Source organism: Streptomyces sp. NPDC044003 (assembly GCF_056435185.1).
The window spans coordinates 315265-329656 of sequence record NZ_JBWKFA010000008.1 but is presented as its reverse complement, the minus strand read 5'-3'; the positions used below and the strand labels follow the sequence as shown (position 1 = coordinate 329656).

Genomic DNA, 14392 nt, shown 5'->3' with positions numbered 1-14392 from the left:
GAGTCGCAGATCGGGCGCAGAACAGGCGCCGACGGAATTGACTCGCGCGGACCAAGGCGGAGGTCGGACATGCGCATTCCCGCGCACTCGGTATGCACGGCGATCCGGGACGACATCGTCTCCGGCGTGTTCGAGCGGGGCAGCCGGCTGACCGAGGAGCAGCTCGCCCGCCGGTACGGGGTCTCCCGCGTCCCGGTCCGCGAGGCGCTGCGCACCCTGGAGTCGGAGGGCTTCGTCGTCACCCGCCGCCACGCGGGCGCCCATGTCGCCGAGCCGACCGAGCAGGAGGCGGCCGATCTGCTGGACATGCGGGCGCTGCTCGAACCGCTGGGGGCCGCGCGGGCCGCGCAGCGGCGCACCGAGGCACACCTCAAGGTGCTGCGCGGCCTGGTCAGGCTGGGGCAGGAGCGGGCCAGGCGCGGGCAGGGCGAGGATCTGCGCTCGCTCGGCGGCTGGTTCCACGAGACGCTCGCCCAGGCCTCCGGAAGCCCGGCCCTGACGGCGCTGCTCACCCAGCTGCGGCACAAGATCGCCTGGACGCACGTGGTGGACCAGCCGGCCCAGCCGGTGGAGGCCTGGGCCGAGCACGGCGCGATCGTGGACGCCGTGGCGCGCGGCGACGCCGAGCGGGCGAGGTCGCTGACCGCGCTGCACGCGGAGCGTTCGATGTCGCTGCACCGGCTCAAAACCCCGGAGCGAGGCCGTGTGAGGGTTTCGCAACATGCCGTCAACACGGCGAGTGCCCGGAATTAACGCGCACACCGTATACAAAGAATAGGCATTCGGCCGCGCTTTTTGTGCTGCCCGGAAATAGGCCCGTGCAATGCGAATGGCCGTGGCCGCCGGAATTTCGGCGGCCACGGCCATTCGCCGTGCGGGGGACCGGGATCAGACGGTCTCGGGGAGCTCGTCCAGGCCCTCGGCGACCAGCTTCGCCAGGCGGTCGAGGGCGTCCTCGGCGCCGTCGGCCTCGGAGGCGAGAACGATCTCCTCGCCGCCCTGCGCGCCCAGACCGAGCACCGCGAGCATGGAGGCGGCGTTCACGGGGGTGCCGTCGGACTTGGCGATCGTCACCGGCACGCCGGAAGCCGTGGCGGCACGGACGAAGATGGACGCGGGGCGGGCGTGCAGGCCCTCGGCCCAGCCGACGTTGACGCGGCGCTCAGCCATGGTGTTGCCCTTCAAGTCTCAAGCGGGTTGTCTAGACCAGTCTCTCACGGGTTGCGCGGTGCTCACGCCGACCTTCGGCCCGGGCAGGACCACCCTTCGACCCGGGCCGGACCGTCCGTCGGCCCTCCCCAGCTTGCAGCACCATGCATCCCACGCACCTGCCCCGCGCCCGGTGCCGCTGTCGTGTCGCGGTCGTAGGCTGACCCCATGCAGAGCGCGTCGGAGCAGTCGGAAGCGGCGGAACCACCGGCACCACCGGCGCGGCCGGCCCCACCGGAGCACGCCTACCCCGACCACTGGGAGGCGGACGTGGTGCTCCGCGACGGCGGCACCGCGCGCATCAGGCCCATCACCGCCGACGACGCCGACCGGCTCGTCAGCTTCTACGAGCAGGTCTCCGACGAGTCGAAGTACTACCGCTTCTTCGCGCCCTACCCGCGTCTGTCCGCCAAGGACGTCCACCGCTTCACCCACCACGACTTCGTGGACCGGGTCGGGCTCGCCGCGACCGTCGGCGGCGAGTTCATCGCCACCGTGCGCTACGACCGCATCAACGCCCAGGGCCTGCCCGCATCCGCCCCCGCCGACGAGGCCGAGGTCGCCTTCCTCGTCCAGGACGCCCACCAGGGCAGGGGCGTCGCCTCCGCCCTCCTCGAACACATCGCGGCGGTCGCGCGCGAGCGGGACATCCGGCGCTTCGCCGCCGAGGTGCTCCCCGCCAACACCAAGATGATCAAGGTCTTCACCGACGCGGGCTACACCCAGAAGCGCAGCTTCGAGGACGGCTCCGTCCGGCTCCACCTCGACCTCGAACCGACCGACCGCTCCCTCGCCGTCCAGCGCGCGCGGGAACAGCGCGCCGAGGCGCGCTCCGTGCAGCGCCTCCTCACCCCCGGGTCCGTCGCCGTCGTCGGCGCGGGACGCGCCCCGGGCGGGGTCGGCCGCACCGTCCTGCGCAACCTGCTCGGCGCCGGCTTCACGGGACGGGTGTACGCGGTGAACGCCGCGCTCACCGGAGAGACCGAGTTCGACGGCGTCCCCGCCCACCCCTCCGTCGGCGCCATCGGCGAACCGGTGGACCTGGCGGTCGTCGCGGTCCCCGCCGAACGGGTGCCCGAGGCCGTCGCGGACTGCGGCGAACACGGGGTGCGCGGCCTCGTCGTGGTCTCCGCCGGATACGCCGAGAGCGGCGCCGCCGGCCGCGAGCGCCAGCGTGAGCTCGTACGGCAGGCCCGCTCGTACGGCATGCGGATCATCGGCCCCAACGCCTTCGGGATCATCAACACCGCCGACGACGTCCGGCTCAACGCCTCGCTCGCGCCGCAGATGCCGGCCGCCGGGCGGATCGGGCTCTTCACCCAGTCCGGCGCCATCGGGATCGCCCTCCTCGCCGGACTGCACCGGCGGGGCGCCGGGCTCTCCTCCTTCATCTCGGCCGGCAACCGCGCCGACGTCTCCGGCAACGACTTCCTCCAGCACTGGTACGACGACCCCGGCACCGACGTCGTCCTGCTCTACCTGGAGTCGATCGGCAACCCGCGGAAGTTCACCCGGCTCGCCCGGCGCACCGCCGCGGTCAAGCCGGTCGTGGTCGTCAAGGGCGCCCGGCACAGCGGCAGCGCCCCGCCCGGCCACCGGGTCCCGGTCACCCGCATCCCGCACGCCACGGTCTCCGCGCTGCTCCGGCAGGCCGGGGTGATCCGCGTCGACACCGTCACCGAACTCGTCGACGCCGGACTGCTCCTCGCCGCCCAGCCGCTGCCCGCCGGGCCCCGGGTCGCGATCCTCGGCAACTCCGAGTCGCTGGGCCTCCTCACGTACGACGCCTGCCTGACCGAGGGGCTGCGCCCGCTGCGGCCGCTCGACCTGACGACGGCGGCGGTCCCGGCGGACTTCCGGGACGCGCTGGCGGCGGCGCTCGCGGACGAGACGTCCGACGCGGTCGTCGTCACCGCGATCCCCTGGGTCGGGGAGGACGGGGCCACCGAGTTCGGCGACGGCGAGGTGCTCGCGGCCGCCCTCCGCGAGGCCGTCGCCTCCGCCCCCGCACCGACGAAGCCGGTCGTCGTCGTCCATGTGGAGATGGGCGGCCTCGCGGAGGCCCTCGCGGTGGCGACGAGCACGCGGCCGACGGCACCGGGGCGCGGAGCCGTCACGTCGCCCGGGACTCGCGCGGACGGGCCCCGCCCCGCAGCCGCCCCCGCCACCACCTCCGTGCAAGCAACCGGCCCCGTACAAGACGCCAGCCCCGTACAAGAAGCCAGCCCCGTACAAGAGCCCGGCCCCGTACAAGAACCCACCACCCCCGCGCAGCAGGCCCAGGCCACCATCCCCGCCTACCCCGCCGCCGAGCGGGCCGTGCGTGCCCTGGCCGAGGCCGTGCGGTACGGGCAGTGGCGGCGGCAGGCCGCCGAGCCCGGCCGGGTTCCCGAGTACGAGGACATCGACGAGGCCGGCGCCGCCGCGCTCATCGAGGGGGTCCTCGGCGCCGACGGCGTCGACGCCCGCGGTGTGACCCTCGACACCGAGGAGGCCGGGACGCTGCTCGCCCGGTACGGCATCACCGTCCTGCCGACCCTCCCCGCGCCCACGCCCGACGCCGCCGTCGCGGCCGCCGGCCGGCTCGGCTACCCCGTCGCGCTCAAGACGACCGCGCCCCATCTCCGCCACCGCCCGGACCTCGGGGGCGTCCGGCTCGACCTCGCCACCGAGGAGCAGCTCCGCACGGCGTACGCCGAGGTGACCGAGGTCCTCGGCAAGCCGGAGGAGCTCCAGCCGGTCGTCCAGGCCATGGTGCCCCGGGGCGTCGACACCGTCGTCCGCTCCGCGATCGACCCGGCCGTCGGCGCCGTCCTCTCCTTCGGCCTCTCTGGCGCGGCCTCCGAACTCCTCGGTGACACGGCCCACCGGCTGGTTCCGGCCACCGACCGGGACGCCGCCGAACTCGTCCGCTCCCTCCGCACCGCCCCGCTGCTCTTCGGCTGGCGCGGCTCGGCCCCGGTCGACACCCCGGCCCTGGAGGAGCTGCTGCTGCGGGTCTCCCGGCTCGTCGACGACCACCCCGAGGTGGTCGCGGTCTCCCTGGAGCCGGTGGTCGTGGCACCCCGCGGGCTCTCCGTCCTCGGTGCGACCGTCCGGCTGGCCCCGCCCGCGCCCAGGACCGACCTGGGGCCGCGGAGCCTGCCACGTTACTGACGGGGCCGGAGGGGGCCCCTCGGCCCCGTAGGATGGAGTCCATGGCAAAGAGCGGTACGACGACCCAGGGGCTGCGCGCGGCGATCGAGCGCAGCGGCTACTACCCGGCCCTCGTGGCCGAGGCGGTGGAGGCCGCCGTCGGCGGCGAGGCCATTTCGTCGTACGTGGTCCACCAGGAGACCACCTTCGACGCGAACGAGGTCCGGCGCCACGTCACCGTCCTCGTCCTGACGCCGCACCGCTTCATCGTCAGCCACACCGACGAGCAGGCCGCGGACACGAGCTCCCCGACCCCGTACGCCACGACGTCCACCGAGTCCGTGAAGCTCGACCGGATCTCGTCGGTCGTCGTCAGCCGCGTGGTCGCCAACCCCGAGTCGTACACGCCGGGCACGCTGCCCCGCGAGGTGGTCCTCACCATCGGCTGGGGCGCCGTCTCCCGCATCGACCTGGAGCCCGCCGCCTGCGGCGACCCCAACTGCGACGCCGACCACGGCTACACCGGCAACGCCACCGCCGACGACCTCAGCCTGCGGGTGAGCGACGCCGGAGACGGCCCGGACACCGTCCGGCAGACCCTCGCGTTCGCCCAGGCCCTGTCCGAAGCCATCGCGGCGACCGCCGCACCCACCCGCTGATGGTGCAGCCCACCGCCGTGACCCACGGCTGGCCCGACGACCCGGTCCCGCTCGCCCCGGAGACCGCGCCGGTGCCCGAGTACGCCTCCGGTGCGCTCGGCGACCTGCTGCCGACGCTCGTGGCGGGCCAGGGCGTGCCCGGCTTCGACGCGCGGATCGCGGAGCTCGCCCCGGCCGACCGGAACTGCGTCTTCCTGATCGACGGGCTCGGCTGGGAGCAGATCAAGGCCCACCCGGACGAGGCCCCGTACCTGAGCTCGCTCCTCGGCTCCTCGCGGGGCGGCACGGGCCGTCCGGTCACCGCCGGCTTCCCCGCCACCACCGCGACCTCGCTCGCCTCCGTCGGCACCGGCCGCCACCCCGGGACGCACGGACTGCCCGGCTATACCGTGCGCAATCCCGAGACCGGTGAGCTGATGAACCAGCTCCGCTGGAAGCCGTGGACCGCGCCGCACGTCTGGCAGCCGTACCCGACCGTCTTCCAGCTCGCGCACGAGGCCGGGATCCACACCGCCCAGGTGTCCTCCCCGATCTTCGAGCAGACCCCGCTCACCAAAATCGCGCTCAGTGGCGGAACGTTTCACGGGCGGCTCTCCGGCGAGGAGCGCATGGACTTCGCCGCCGAGCAGCTCGCCGCCGGCGACCGCTCGCTGGTCTACACGTACTACAGCGAGCTCGACGGCGCGGGTCACCGCTTCGGCATCGACTCCGACGCCTGGCGCGGCCAGCTGATGTTCGTCGACCGGCTCGTGCAGCGGCTCGCCGAGCAGCTGCCGCCCCGCTCGGCGCTGTACGTCACGGCCGACCACGGCATGGTCGACATCCCCTTCGACGAGCAGCACCGCATCGACTTCGACGAGGACTGGGAGCTGCGCGCGGGCGTCGCCCTCCTCGGCGGCGAGGGCCGGGCCCGCCACATCTACGCCGTGCCCGGCGCGGAGGCGGACGTCCTCACCTGCTGGCGGGAGGTCGTCGGCGAGCAGTTCTGGGTGGCGAGCCGCGACGAGGCCATCTCCCTCGGCTGGTTCGGCGACGAGGTCGACGAGCGGGTGTACGGCCGGATCGGCGACGTCGTCGCCGCGGCCCACGACGACGTGGCGATCACCGCCTCCGTCAACGAGCCCAACGAGTCCGCGATGGCCGGCATGCACGGGTCGATGACCCCCGCGGAGCAGCTCGTCCCGCTGCTCGAAGTCCGCTCCTGATCCCTGCTTCTTCCCACGCCCCGAAAGGTCCCCGTCCCGTCATGCCCGAGCTGGTCTTCTTCTCCGGAACCATGGATTGCGGGAAGAGCACCCTGGCGCTCCAGATCGCCCACAACCGCGACGCGCGGGGGCTTCAGGGCGTGATCTTCACCCGTGACGACCGGGCGGGCGAGGGCAAGCTGTCCTCCCGGCTCGGCCTCGTGACGGATGCGGTGGAGGCGCCGCGGGACATGGACCTGTACGCGTACCTCGTCACCCAGCTCTCCCAGGGCGGCAAGGCCGACTACGTGATCGTGGACGAGGCCCAGTTCCTCGCCCCGGAGCAGATCGACCAGCTCGCCCGCATCGTCGACGACCTCGACCTGGACGTCTTCGCCTTCGGGATCACGACGGACTTCCGTACGAAGCTCTTCCCCGGCTCGCAGCGGCTGATCGAACTCGCCGACCGGCTCGAGCAGCTCCAGGTCGAGGCCCTGTGCTGGTGCGGCGCCCGCGCCACGCACAACGCCCGTACGGTCGGCGGCGAGATGGTCGTCGAGGGCGAGCAGGTCGTCGTCGGGGACGTGAACCGTCCGGCCGAGGAGATCGGTTACGAGGTCCTCTGCCGCCGCCACCACCGTCGCCGCGTGACGTCGGCCGCGGCGCACGCGGGCGCCCTCTCCCCGGACGTCCTCCCCGTCGGCAACGCCTGACGGCCGGAAGGTCTCAGGCCGGCGGCCTCAGGGCGTCGGCCAGGTCCTCCAGGGCGGCGGCGCTCGCCGGAGCCGTTCCCGTCAGGGTGCCGAGCAGGGCCTGGGCGAGGACGGTCGCGGTGCCGATCCGGGTGTCCTCGCGCTCGTCGCCGGTGACCTTCCCGATGACCGCGTCCCGGACCGCGTACGAGACGGCGAGGTCCCCGAAGAGTTCGGGGAAGGACAGCGCCATCATGCACACGCCCACGTTGGCGGAGAGGATCGACTGGCCGGCCAGCTCCGGGGCCGTCCGCAGGCGCCCGGCGTCGCCGCAGCGCTCCACGGCCTTCAGGAGGATGGCCTGCGCCTCCTTGATGGCCTGCGGCTTGGCGTCGCCCGTCGGCGTGAACATCAGGCGGTAGAGGTACGGGTTGCGCAGCGCGAACGCGACGTGGCTGTCCCAGGCCGTGCGCAGGTCCGCCACCGGGTCCTCGGTGAGCGGGTTCCGCCGCTTCTCGGCGAGGAAGCGCTCGAAGCCGATGTCGGCCACCGCCGTGAGCAGCCCCTGCTTGTCGCCGAACTGGCGGTAGATCTCCGGCGCGCCGACCTTCGCCCGGTCGCAGATGGCACGGGTCGAGATCGCCAGCGCGTCCTTGGTGGCGAGCAGTTCCCCGGTGGCTTCCAGGATGCGGTCTCGTGCCGTCGACATGGCTCCCACGATAACAGCGCTAACACCGCGGACCTGGGTGATTCCCAAGCAGACGATAGCGACGTTAACGATCTGTGTTAGCGTCTGTAACGTCTGTTCCGCCCGACCGAGAGGAACCGCCATGACCGCCTCCGCCACCCTCCGCGACGTGATCGGCCTGCCCCAGGAGCTGCCGCGACTGAGCGAGTCCGCCCTGATCCTGGTCGACTTCCAGAACACCTACCGCACCGGCGTCATGCGGCTCGACGGGGCCGAGCAGGCCGTGGCCGCCGGGGCCAGGCTGCTCGCCGCCGCCCGCGCCGCGGGCGCGCCGGTCGTCCACATCGTCAACGACGGCGGGGAGGGCACCCCGTACGACATCCGCGCCGAGATCGGCTCGATCAGCGACGAAGTCGCCCCGATCGAGGGCGAGAAGGTCGTCGTCAAGCAGTTCCCCAACGCCTTCCACGCCACCGACCTGGAGGAGACCCTCAAGGACCTCGGCGTGAGCGGCGACCTCGTCATCGCCGGCTTCATGACGCACATGTGCGTCCTCTTCACCGCCCAGGGCGCCTTCAACCTCGGCTACCGTCCGACCGTGGTCGCCGAGGCCACCGCGACCCGCCCCCTGGAGGCGCCGGACGGCACCGTCCAGTCCTCGGAGGCGCTCCAGGCCGCGAGCCTGACGACGGTCCGGGACCTCTTCGGCACCGTGGCCCGCACGGTCGACGAGCTCGTCGACCCGGCGCCCGTCGGCTGACGCCTCCGCGGCGCGTGGCACCCGGAGTTCACCCGGGGTGTGCCTGAAGAGCGCCTGCTGATCGGTTGCGGGTCGCCCGCCTCGGCGGTAATGGCGGTCGGCCCGTGACGACCCCTCCGGGCGTCTCCTTGCCGTGCGCCCCCTGGAGGATGAGTGCCACCCGCCGCCGAGGCCGTGTACGTCGAGGACTCCGAGCCCGGGACCGTACGCGACGAGCCCGGCGGCGACGCACGGCGGCGGTTCGCGGGTCTGCGGGCCCCGGCCGCCGCCGCCCTGCTCACCGCGGCGCTGTTCTGCCTCGCCACCCGGCTCTCCCGGACGTACCCCTTCGGCCCGGTGACCAGGAACATCGTCGACCTCGGCCAGCAGTACCTGCCGTTCCACGCCTACTGGCGGTCCTTCCTGCTCGGCGAGACGCACGGGGACGCCTTCCTCAACTGGAACTCCGGCTTCGGCTCCAACTTCCTCGGCGACATCGGCACCTATCTGAGCAGCCCCTTCGACCTGCTCGTCGTGTTCTTCCCGGCGGACCGCGTCGAACTCGCGCTGTACGTCGTCACCGCCGCCAAGATCAGCGCGGCGGCGGCCGCGATGGCCCTGCTGCTCCTGCGGCTGCGCCCCGGTCCGTGGCCGGTCGCCGCGGTCCTCGGCACCGCGTACGCCCTCTCCGGCTGGACCCTCAACTACGGCGCCGCCGTCCCGATGTGGCTCGACGGGCTCGTCGCCTTCCCCCTGCTCTGCCTGGTCGGCGAGTGGGCCCGCACCGGCCGCCGTCCCGTCCTCGGCCCCCTCGTCGTCGCCCTGGCCTGGATCGCCAACTTCTACACCGCGTACATGGCGACCCTCGGCGCGGCCGTCGTCCTCGTCGTGCGCCTGCTCACCGCCGAGGAGACGGCCACCGCACGGCAGAGCCTCGCCGGGGCGCTGCGCGCAGCCCGGGGCGTCCTCATCGGGATCGGGCTCGCCGCGCCGCTCGTCGTGGTCGTCTTCCTCGCCACGAAGGCCGCCGACCCCACCCCGGAGACCACCTTCGCCCCGGCGCCCTGGACGGACGTCCTCGCCCGGTTCCTGCCCGCCACCGCGAGCGTCGCCAGCCCCGCCCTCTTCATCGGCACGCCCGCCCTCGCGCTCGCCCTGACCCTGCCCTTCAACCGGGCCGTCGCCCCGCGCGTCCGGGCCGGATGGACGGCCGCGGTCGTCCTGGTGACGCTCTCGCTCCAGTGGGAGCCCACCCATCTCCTGTGGCACGCGGGCGCCTCGCCCAACGGCATTCCGTACCGTCAGACCTTCGTCCTGTGCGGCCTGCTGCTGATCGCCGCCTGGTTCTCGGCGGCCCGGGGCGTACCCCGGCCGGCCGCGCTCCTCGCGGCCGTGGCGCTGCTCGGGGCGCTGGCCTGGGCGGCCCGGGGGAGCGTCGACATCGACCGGTGGACCTTCCCCGCCTTCGGCGCGGCCGCGCTCCTCGCGCTCGCCGCCGCCCTCCTCGCCCTGGCCGGCGACCGCCGGACCCACGCGCGCGTACTCCCCGTCCTCGCCGTCACCCTGCTCGTCGCCGCGCAGGCGGGCGAGGCGGCCGTCAACGGGAAGCGGATCGAGGAGCAGCAGCGCAGCAAGGTCTCCTGGTCGCCCCGGGTCGGCCCCTGGCACGCGACCGCCGCCGCCGAGGTGGCCCGCGCGGACGACTGGCCCCGCCGGCGCACGGACCCCGGCGAGGTCCCCGGAGGCAACGACGTGCTGCTCGTCGGAGGGCAGGGCGCCGACTACTACAGCAGCCTCACCGCGGACGTGACCTCCCGCACCCTGGCCTCGCTCGGCTTCGGCTACTACGCCAAGGGCCGGCACCCGGTCAGCCTCGACAACCCCGTCGCGGACGCCCTCTTCTCCATCGGCACCCGGCTGCGCTCGCAGCCCACGGAGCCGGTACGGCAGGACGCCCTGCCCCGCGCCACGGTCACCGTCACCACCGCTCCCGTCCCGCCCCTGGTCACCGTCCGTCCGCCGGAGCGGCCGGCCACGCACCCCGGGGACTCGGCCTTCGCCCGGCAGGAACGCCTGCTCGGCGCCGACGTGTACGAGCTGCCCGCCCCGAGCCGTACCGGACACACCCTCACCGCCCGCTGCCCCGCGGGCTCCCAGGTCTGGTTCTGGGCGCCCGAGTACCGGGGCACGGCGGCCCTGGCGGGGGAGCGGCCCGTGGACTTCGACGGCAAACCGCCCTCCGTACGCGCGCCCATGCAGTCCCTCGGCACCGTCCCGGACTCCGGCGCGGTACGGATCGACCTCGGGCCCGAGGGCAAGGTACGGCTGCCCCGGGAGCCGATCGGCTGCCTCGTCCGCGCCCGGCTCGACTCCGCCGTACGACAGCTCACCACCACCGGCGCCACGCGCGTGCGTGCCGACGGGCACACCGTCACGGCCGCACTGCCGCCCGGCAGCAAGGGTGTCGCGGTCCTCGCGGCGCCGCGCATCCCGGGCTGGCGCTGCGCCGCCGGTGACGCGGAACCGCGCCCCGCGCGCGCGTACGAGGGCCTCGTCGCCGTCCCCCTCGACGGACGGGCGAGCACGGTCGGCTGCTCCTTCCGGCCGCCGGGGCTCCGGCTCGGCGGCGCGGTCGGCGCGGCGGCGCTCCTCGCGCTCGCCGCGACGGGCTTCCTGCACCGCCGACGGCACCGTCGGGGGGCCCGCCGGTGACGGGCTTCGCACCGGATACGACAAGAGTTCACCCGGAGTGCACGCGCGGATCGTTCACCCGGAAAAGTCGCTCGTTACTGTGCCCGCCGTAACGGCGTTAAATTGTTCGATTCAGCGTGGGGATCCCGAGTGCCGAAACTGTCCGTCGTCGTACCGTTCCACAATGTCGGGGCCTACGCGCCCGACACCTTGCGCAGTCTCGCGAACAACGCGGACCCGGAATTCGAGTTCCTGCTGATCGACGACTGCTCGACGGACGACACCCCGGAGATCCTCGACCGCTGGCAGGGCCGCCTGCCGAACGCCACCGTCATCCGGCACGAGACGAACCAGGGCGTGGCCCAGGCCCGCAACACCGGAATCGACGCGGCGCGCGGCGACTACCTCACCTTTCTCGACGGCGACGACTGGTACGCGCCCGGCCACCTGAGCGCCGCCGTGGCCGGAATCTCCCGCCTGGACTGCGATTTCGCCCGGACCGACCACGTCCTGTCGGAAGGCCGGAAGCGACAGATCCGCTATGCCCCGGCCAAGCGCCGCGACACCGTCATGGACCCCAGGGACGGAATCTCGCCGGCCAGCATGGTCACGATGGTCGACTATCCCTTCGTGCCCTTCGGCATTTACAGCGGACGCCTTTTCGAGAACGGCGAATCCCGCTTCGAGACGTCTCTCAGAACCGCCGAGGACCGGCTCTGGATCTGGCGGCTCCACCTCAAGGCGCGCACCTTCGCGGCGCTTTCCCTGCACGGCGTCTTCTACCGGCGGGGCGTCACCACCTCGCTCACCCAGATCACCGACAACCGGCAGCTGGACTTCATTCCCTCGTACGACCTCCTGCTCGACGACGTCTCCCGGGACGCGGAGGCCGACCGCTTCCTCCCGAAGGCGGTCCGCACCTACTGCGCGATGATCGCCTTCCACATGGGGAAGGCGGCCACGTACGAACCCGCCGTCGCCGCGCGGCTGCGCGCCGACGTCCGCGACGCCCTGCACCGCATGCCGCAGGAGGTCCTCGACGAGACCCTCGCCACCATGGACACCCCGCGCAGCACCCTTCTCCGGAGCCTGCGCGACACCGGAAGGATCGCCTGACCCATGGCCACCGCCCCCGAGAAGGCGCCCGCCCCCGACCTGCCGGTCCAGATCTTCCAGGTGTCCACCCTGTACGGCGCGGCCACCCTGGCCGCCGCACTCGACGCCGGACAGTTCGGCCCCCGCGACTCCGCCCGCAGGCTCCTGCTGCTCTCGCACAACGCCGAGATCCCGGAGACCGCGCTGCGCCTGGAGACCATGACCGGGTACGAGCGGATCGCCGCCCGCTTCGACGGCACCCTCGACTGGAACGAGACGATCCACCCGTACCACCCCGCCGCCTGGGCCCCCCGCCCCGAGGAGGCCCCGCTCTGGCAGCGCGTCCTGCGCACCGCCTGGGACCTCGGCGCCGGCCCGGTCGAGCTGATCGTCGAATCCATCCAGGTCAACCCGGCCAAGGCGCTCGCCGGAACCTTCCCCGAGAGCACCGTGCACGTCTATGCCGACGGCCTGATGAGCTACGGCCCGACCCGCTCCGACCTCGCGCAGTCGATCGCCTGCCGCGTCCGCCGGGTCCTCCACCTCGACCTGGTGCCGGGCCTGCGCCCGCTGCTCCTGAGCGAGTACGGGGTCGAGCCCGAACTCGTCCCCGACACCGCCTTCCGCGCCGTCCTCGCCGAGATCGCCGAGGAGGCGGCCGACGACCCGGAGATCGCCCGGGCGGCCGCCGCCGAGCCGACGGCCCTGCTGCTCGGCCAGTACCTCGCCGCCCTCTCCCTGCTCACCGCAGAGGAGGAAGAGGAGCTGCACGTACGGATGCTGCGCGGGGCCGCCGCGGCCGGGCACCGCTCGATCGTCTTCAAGCCGCACCCGACCGCGCCCGCCCGCTACTCCCAGGCGCTGGACGAGGAGGCCGCGCGGAGCGGCGTACGGCTCACGGTCCTGGACGGGCCGCTGCTCGCCGAGACCTTCTACGAGCGCTGCCGGCCCGGGCTCGTCGTCGGCTGCTTCTCCACGGCGATGCTCACCGCCGCCGTCTACTACGGCGTCCCCATCGCGCGCGTGGGCACGGACGAGGTCCTCGAACGGCTCACCCCCTTCGAGAACAGCAACCGGATCCCGCTCACCGTCGTCGACCACCTCGTCGCGGACCTGGAGGCCGGCGAGGAGCCGGCCGTCCCCGGCACGGCCCCGGCCTCGCTCACGCCGCTCGTCCGGGCCGTCGGCTACTGCATGCGGCACAAGGTCCACCCGGGGCTCCGCGAGGAGGCCGCCGCCTTCCTGGCGGAGCACCACGCCGACCCCGGCACCGCGCACCACTTCACCGCCGAACGGCTGACCGAACTCGGCCTGCCGGGCGGCGGGGCCGTCCCGCGGCGCTCGGGCACGTCCCGGCTGCGCCGCGGCCTGGCCCGGAGCCGCCGGGGTTGAGCAGCGGGGATCAACGCCCGGCGGACCTGACCAGGGTGAAGACCGCGCCCTCCGGGTCCGCCACCAGGGCCAGCCGGCCCGCCTTGCCCTCGCGCGGCGGGCGCAGCACCTGACCGCCGAGCTCCCCGACGAGCCGCGCGGCCTCGTCCGTGTCGGCGACCTCGAAGTACGTCATCCAGTGCGGGCCCCGGTCCCGGGGCAGCGCGTTGCCGACGCCGTGCAGCGAGGCCACCGGGGCCCCGGCCACGTAGAGCGTCGCGTAGTCGTGGTCGGCGGAGACGATCGGCTCGACCTCGAAGCCGAAGACCGTCCGGTAGAACTTGCTCGTCGAGGACGTCTCGTACGTCAGGAGCTCGTTCCACACCGGGGTCCCCGGCGGTCCCGCCGTCGCCGTGCCGTGGTGCGCCTCCGCCTGCCAGACCCCGAAGACCGCGCCGGCCGGGTCGGAACAGATCGCCATGCGGCCCGCCTCGCCCGCGTCCAGCGGGCCGACGGCGACGGTGCCGCCGCAGCAGCGGATGTTCTCGGCGGTCTCGTCGGCGTCCTCGGCGGCCAGATAGGGGGTCCAGGCGATGCGCAGGTTCCGGTCGGGCGGCAGCTGGCCGATGCCCGCCACCTCCTTGCCCCCGAGCAGCGCGCGCACGTACGGGCCGAGCTGCTGCGGACCGGGGACGAACTCCCAGTCGAAGAGCGCGTTGTAGAACTCCTGCGTGGCGTCAATCCCGTGCACCATCAAGCTCACCCAGCAGGGTGTGCCGGGGGATCGGGGAGTCGCCTCGGTCATCGTCACTCTCTCCTCGGACCATCGTCGTGGCCGTGCCCTGTCCGATGGTGACACCGACTGCGGCGCGGCGCGCCCCAGCCGCACCGGACGTGGCGCGATCCGGTCGGAGGTCTCCGGGTCAGCC

The 14392-nt window shown here is 73.5% G+C and carries 12 protein-coding genes; 9 read left to right on the top strand and 3 right to left on the bottom strand.

Going from position 1 to position 14392, the window contains the following annotated elements:
* Nucleotides 1–69: 69 nt before the first annotated feature.
* The gene (locus AC07AW_RS29710; RefSeq protein ID WP_478818522.1) at nucleotides 70–753 is read left to right on the top strand and encodes a GntR family transcriptional regulator; all 684 of its coding nucleotides are present in this window, start codon (nucleotides 70–72) and stop codon (nucleotides 751–753) included.
* Between the two features lie 135 nt (nucleotides 754–888).
* Here AC07AW_RS29710 and AC07AW_RS29705 read toward each other — a convergent pair whose 3' ends face one another.
* Nucleotides 889–1170, bottom strand: a complete 282-nt coding sequence (locus AC07AW_RS29705; protein WP_478818521.1) for an HPr family phosphocarrier protein — start codon at nucleotides 1168–1170, stop codon at nucleotides 889–891.
* 207 nt (nucleotides 1171–1377) lie between these two features.
* On the opposite strand from AC07AW_RS29705, the gene AC07AW_RS29700 reads away from it, so the two are divergent.
* Genes AC07AW_RS29700 through AC07AW_RS29685 form a run of 4 tightly spaced genes read left to right on the top strand, consistent with a single transcriptional unit; the run spans nucleotide 1378 to nucleotide 6900 of the window.
* Nucleotides 1378–4365 (top strand): bifunctional acetate--CoA ligase family protein/GNAT family N-acetyltransferase, encoded by a 2988-nt coding sequence (locus tag AC07AW_RS29700; protein WP_478818520.1) that lies wholly within the window; start codon nucleotides 1378–1380, stop codon nucleotides 4363–4365.
* 41 nt (nucleotides 4366–4406) lie between these two features.
* Entirely contained in the window at nucleotides 4407–5003 is a 597-nt protein-coding gene (locus AC07AW_RS29695) for a DUF5998 family protein (RefSeq protein ID WP_351186924.1), read from the top strand.
* Nucleotides 5003–6208: an alkaline phosphatase family protein gene (locus tag AC07AW_RS29690; protein ID WP_478818519.1), complete on the top strand. Its 1206-nt coding sequence runs from the start codon at nucleotides 5003–5005 to the stop codon at nucleotides 6206–6208. The genes AC07AW_RS29695 and AC07AW_RS29690 overlap by 1 nt, the downstream gene beginning before the upstream one ends.
* Nucleotides 6209–6249: 41 nt before the next feature.
* On the top strand, nucleotides 6250–6900 hold the full coding sequence (locus AC07AW_RS29685; RefSeq protein WP_478818518.1) for a thymidine kinase: 651 nt from the start codon (nucleotides 6250–6252) through the stop codon (nucleotides 6898–6900).
* 13 nt (nucleotides 6901–6913) lie between these two features.
* On the opposite strand, the gene AC07AW_RS29680 is transcribed toward AC07AW_RS29685, so the two are convergent.
* A complete protein-coding gene (locus AC07AW_RS29680) occupies nucleotides 6914–7588 on the bottom strand; it encodes a TetR/AcrR family transcriptional regulator (protein ID WP_478818517.1) in 675 nt (224 codons plus the stop codon).
* A 121-nt stretch (nucleotides 7589–7709) separates the two neighbouring features.
* Here AC07AW_RS29680 and AC07AW_RS29675 point away from each other — a divergent pair, with 121 nt between their 5' ends.
* The 4 genes from AC07AW_RS29675 to AC07AW_RS29660 all read left to right on the top strand — a co-directional run bounded on the left by AC07AW_RS29675 (nucleotide 7710) and on the right by AC07AW_RS29660 (nucleotide 13484).
* Nucleotides 7710–8327, top strand: coding sequence for an isochorismatase family protein (locus AC07AW_RS29675; RefSeq protein ID WP_478818516.1), 618 nt, complete (start codon nucleotides 7710–7712; stop codon nucleotides 8325–8327).
* 153 nt (nucleotides 8328–8480) lie between these two features.
* Nucleotides 8481–11018 carry a YfhO family protein gene (locus AC07AW_RS29670; RefSeq protein WP_478818515.1) on the top strand — a complete coding sequence of 846 codons (2538 nt, stop codon included), beginning with the start codon at nucleotides 8481–8483 and terminating at the stop codon, nucleotides 11016–11018.
* A 129-nt stretch (nucleotides 11019–11147) separates the two neighbouring features.
* Entirely contained in the window at nucleotides 11148–12113 is a 966-nt protein-coding gene (locus tag AC07AW_RS29665; RefSeq protein ID WP_478818514.1) for a glycosyltransferase family 2 protein, read from the top strand.
* A 3-nt stretch (nucleotides 12114–12116) separates the two neighbouring features.
* A complete protein-coding gene (locus tag AC07AW_RS29660) occupies nucleotides 12117–13484 on the top strand; it encodes a polysialyltransferase family glycosyltransferase (RefSeq protein ID WP_478818513.1) in 1368 nt (455 codons plus the stop codon).
* Between the two features lie 10 nt (nucleotides 13485–13494).
* Here AC07AW_RS29660 and AC07AW_RS29655 read toward each other — a convergent pair whose 3' ends face one another.
* Nucleotides 13495–14268 (bottom strand): VOC family protein, encoded by a 774-nt coding sequence (locus AC07AW_RS29655; RefSeq protein ID WP_478818512.1) that lies wholly within the window; start codon nucleotides 14266–14268, stop codon nucleotides 13495–13497.
* Nucleotides 14269–14392 lie beyond the last annotated feature (124 nt).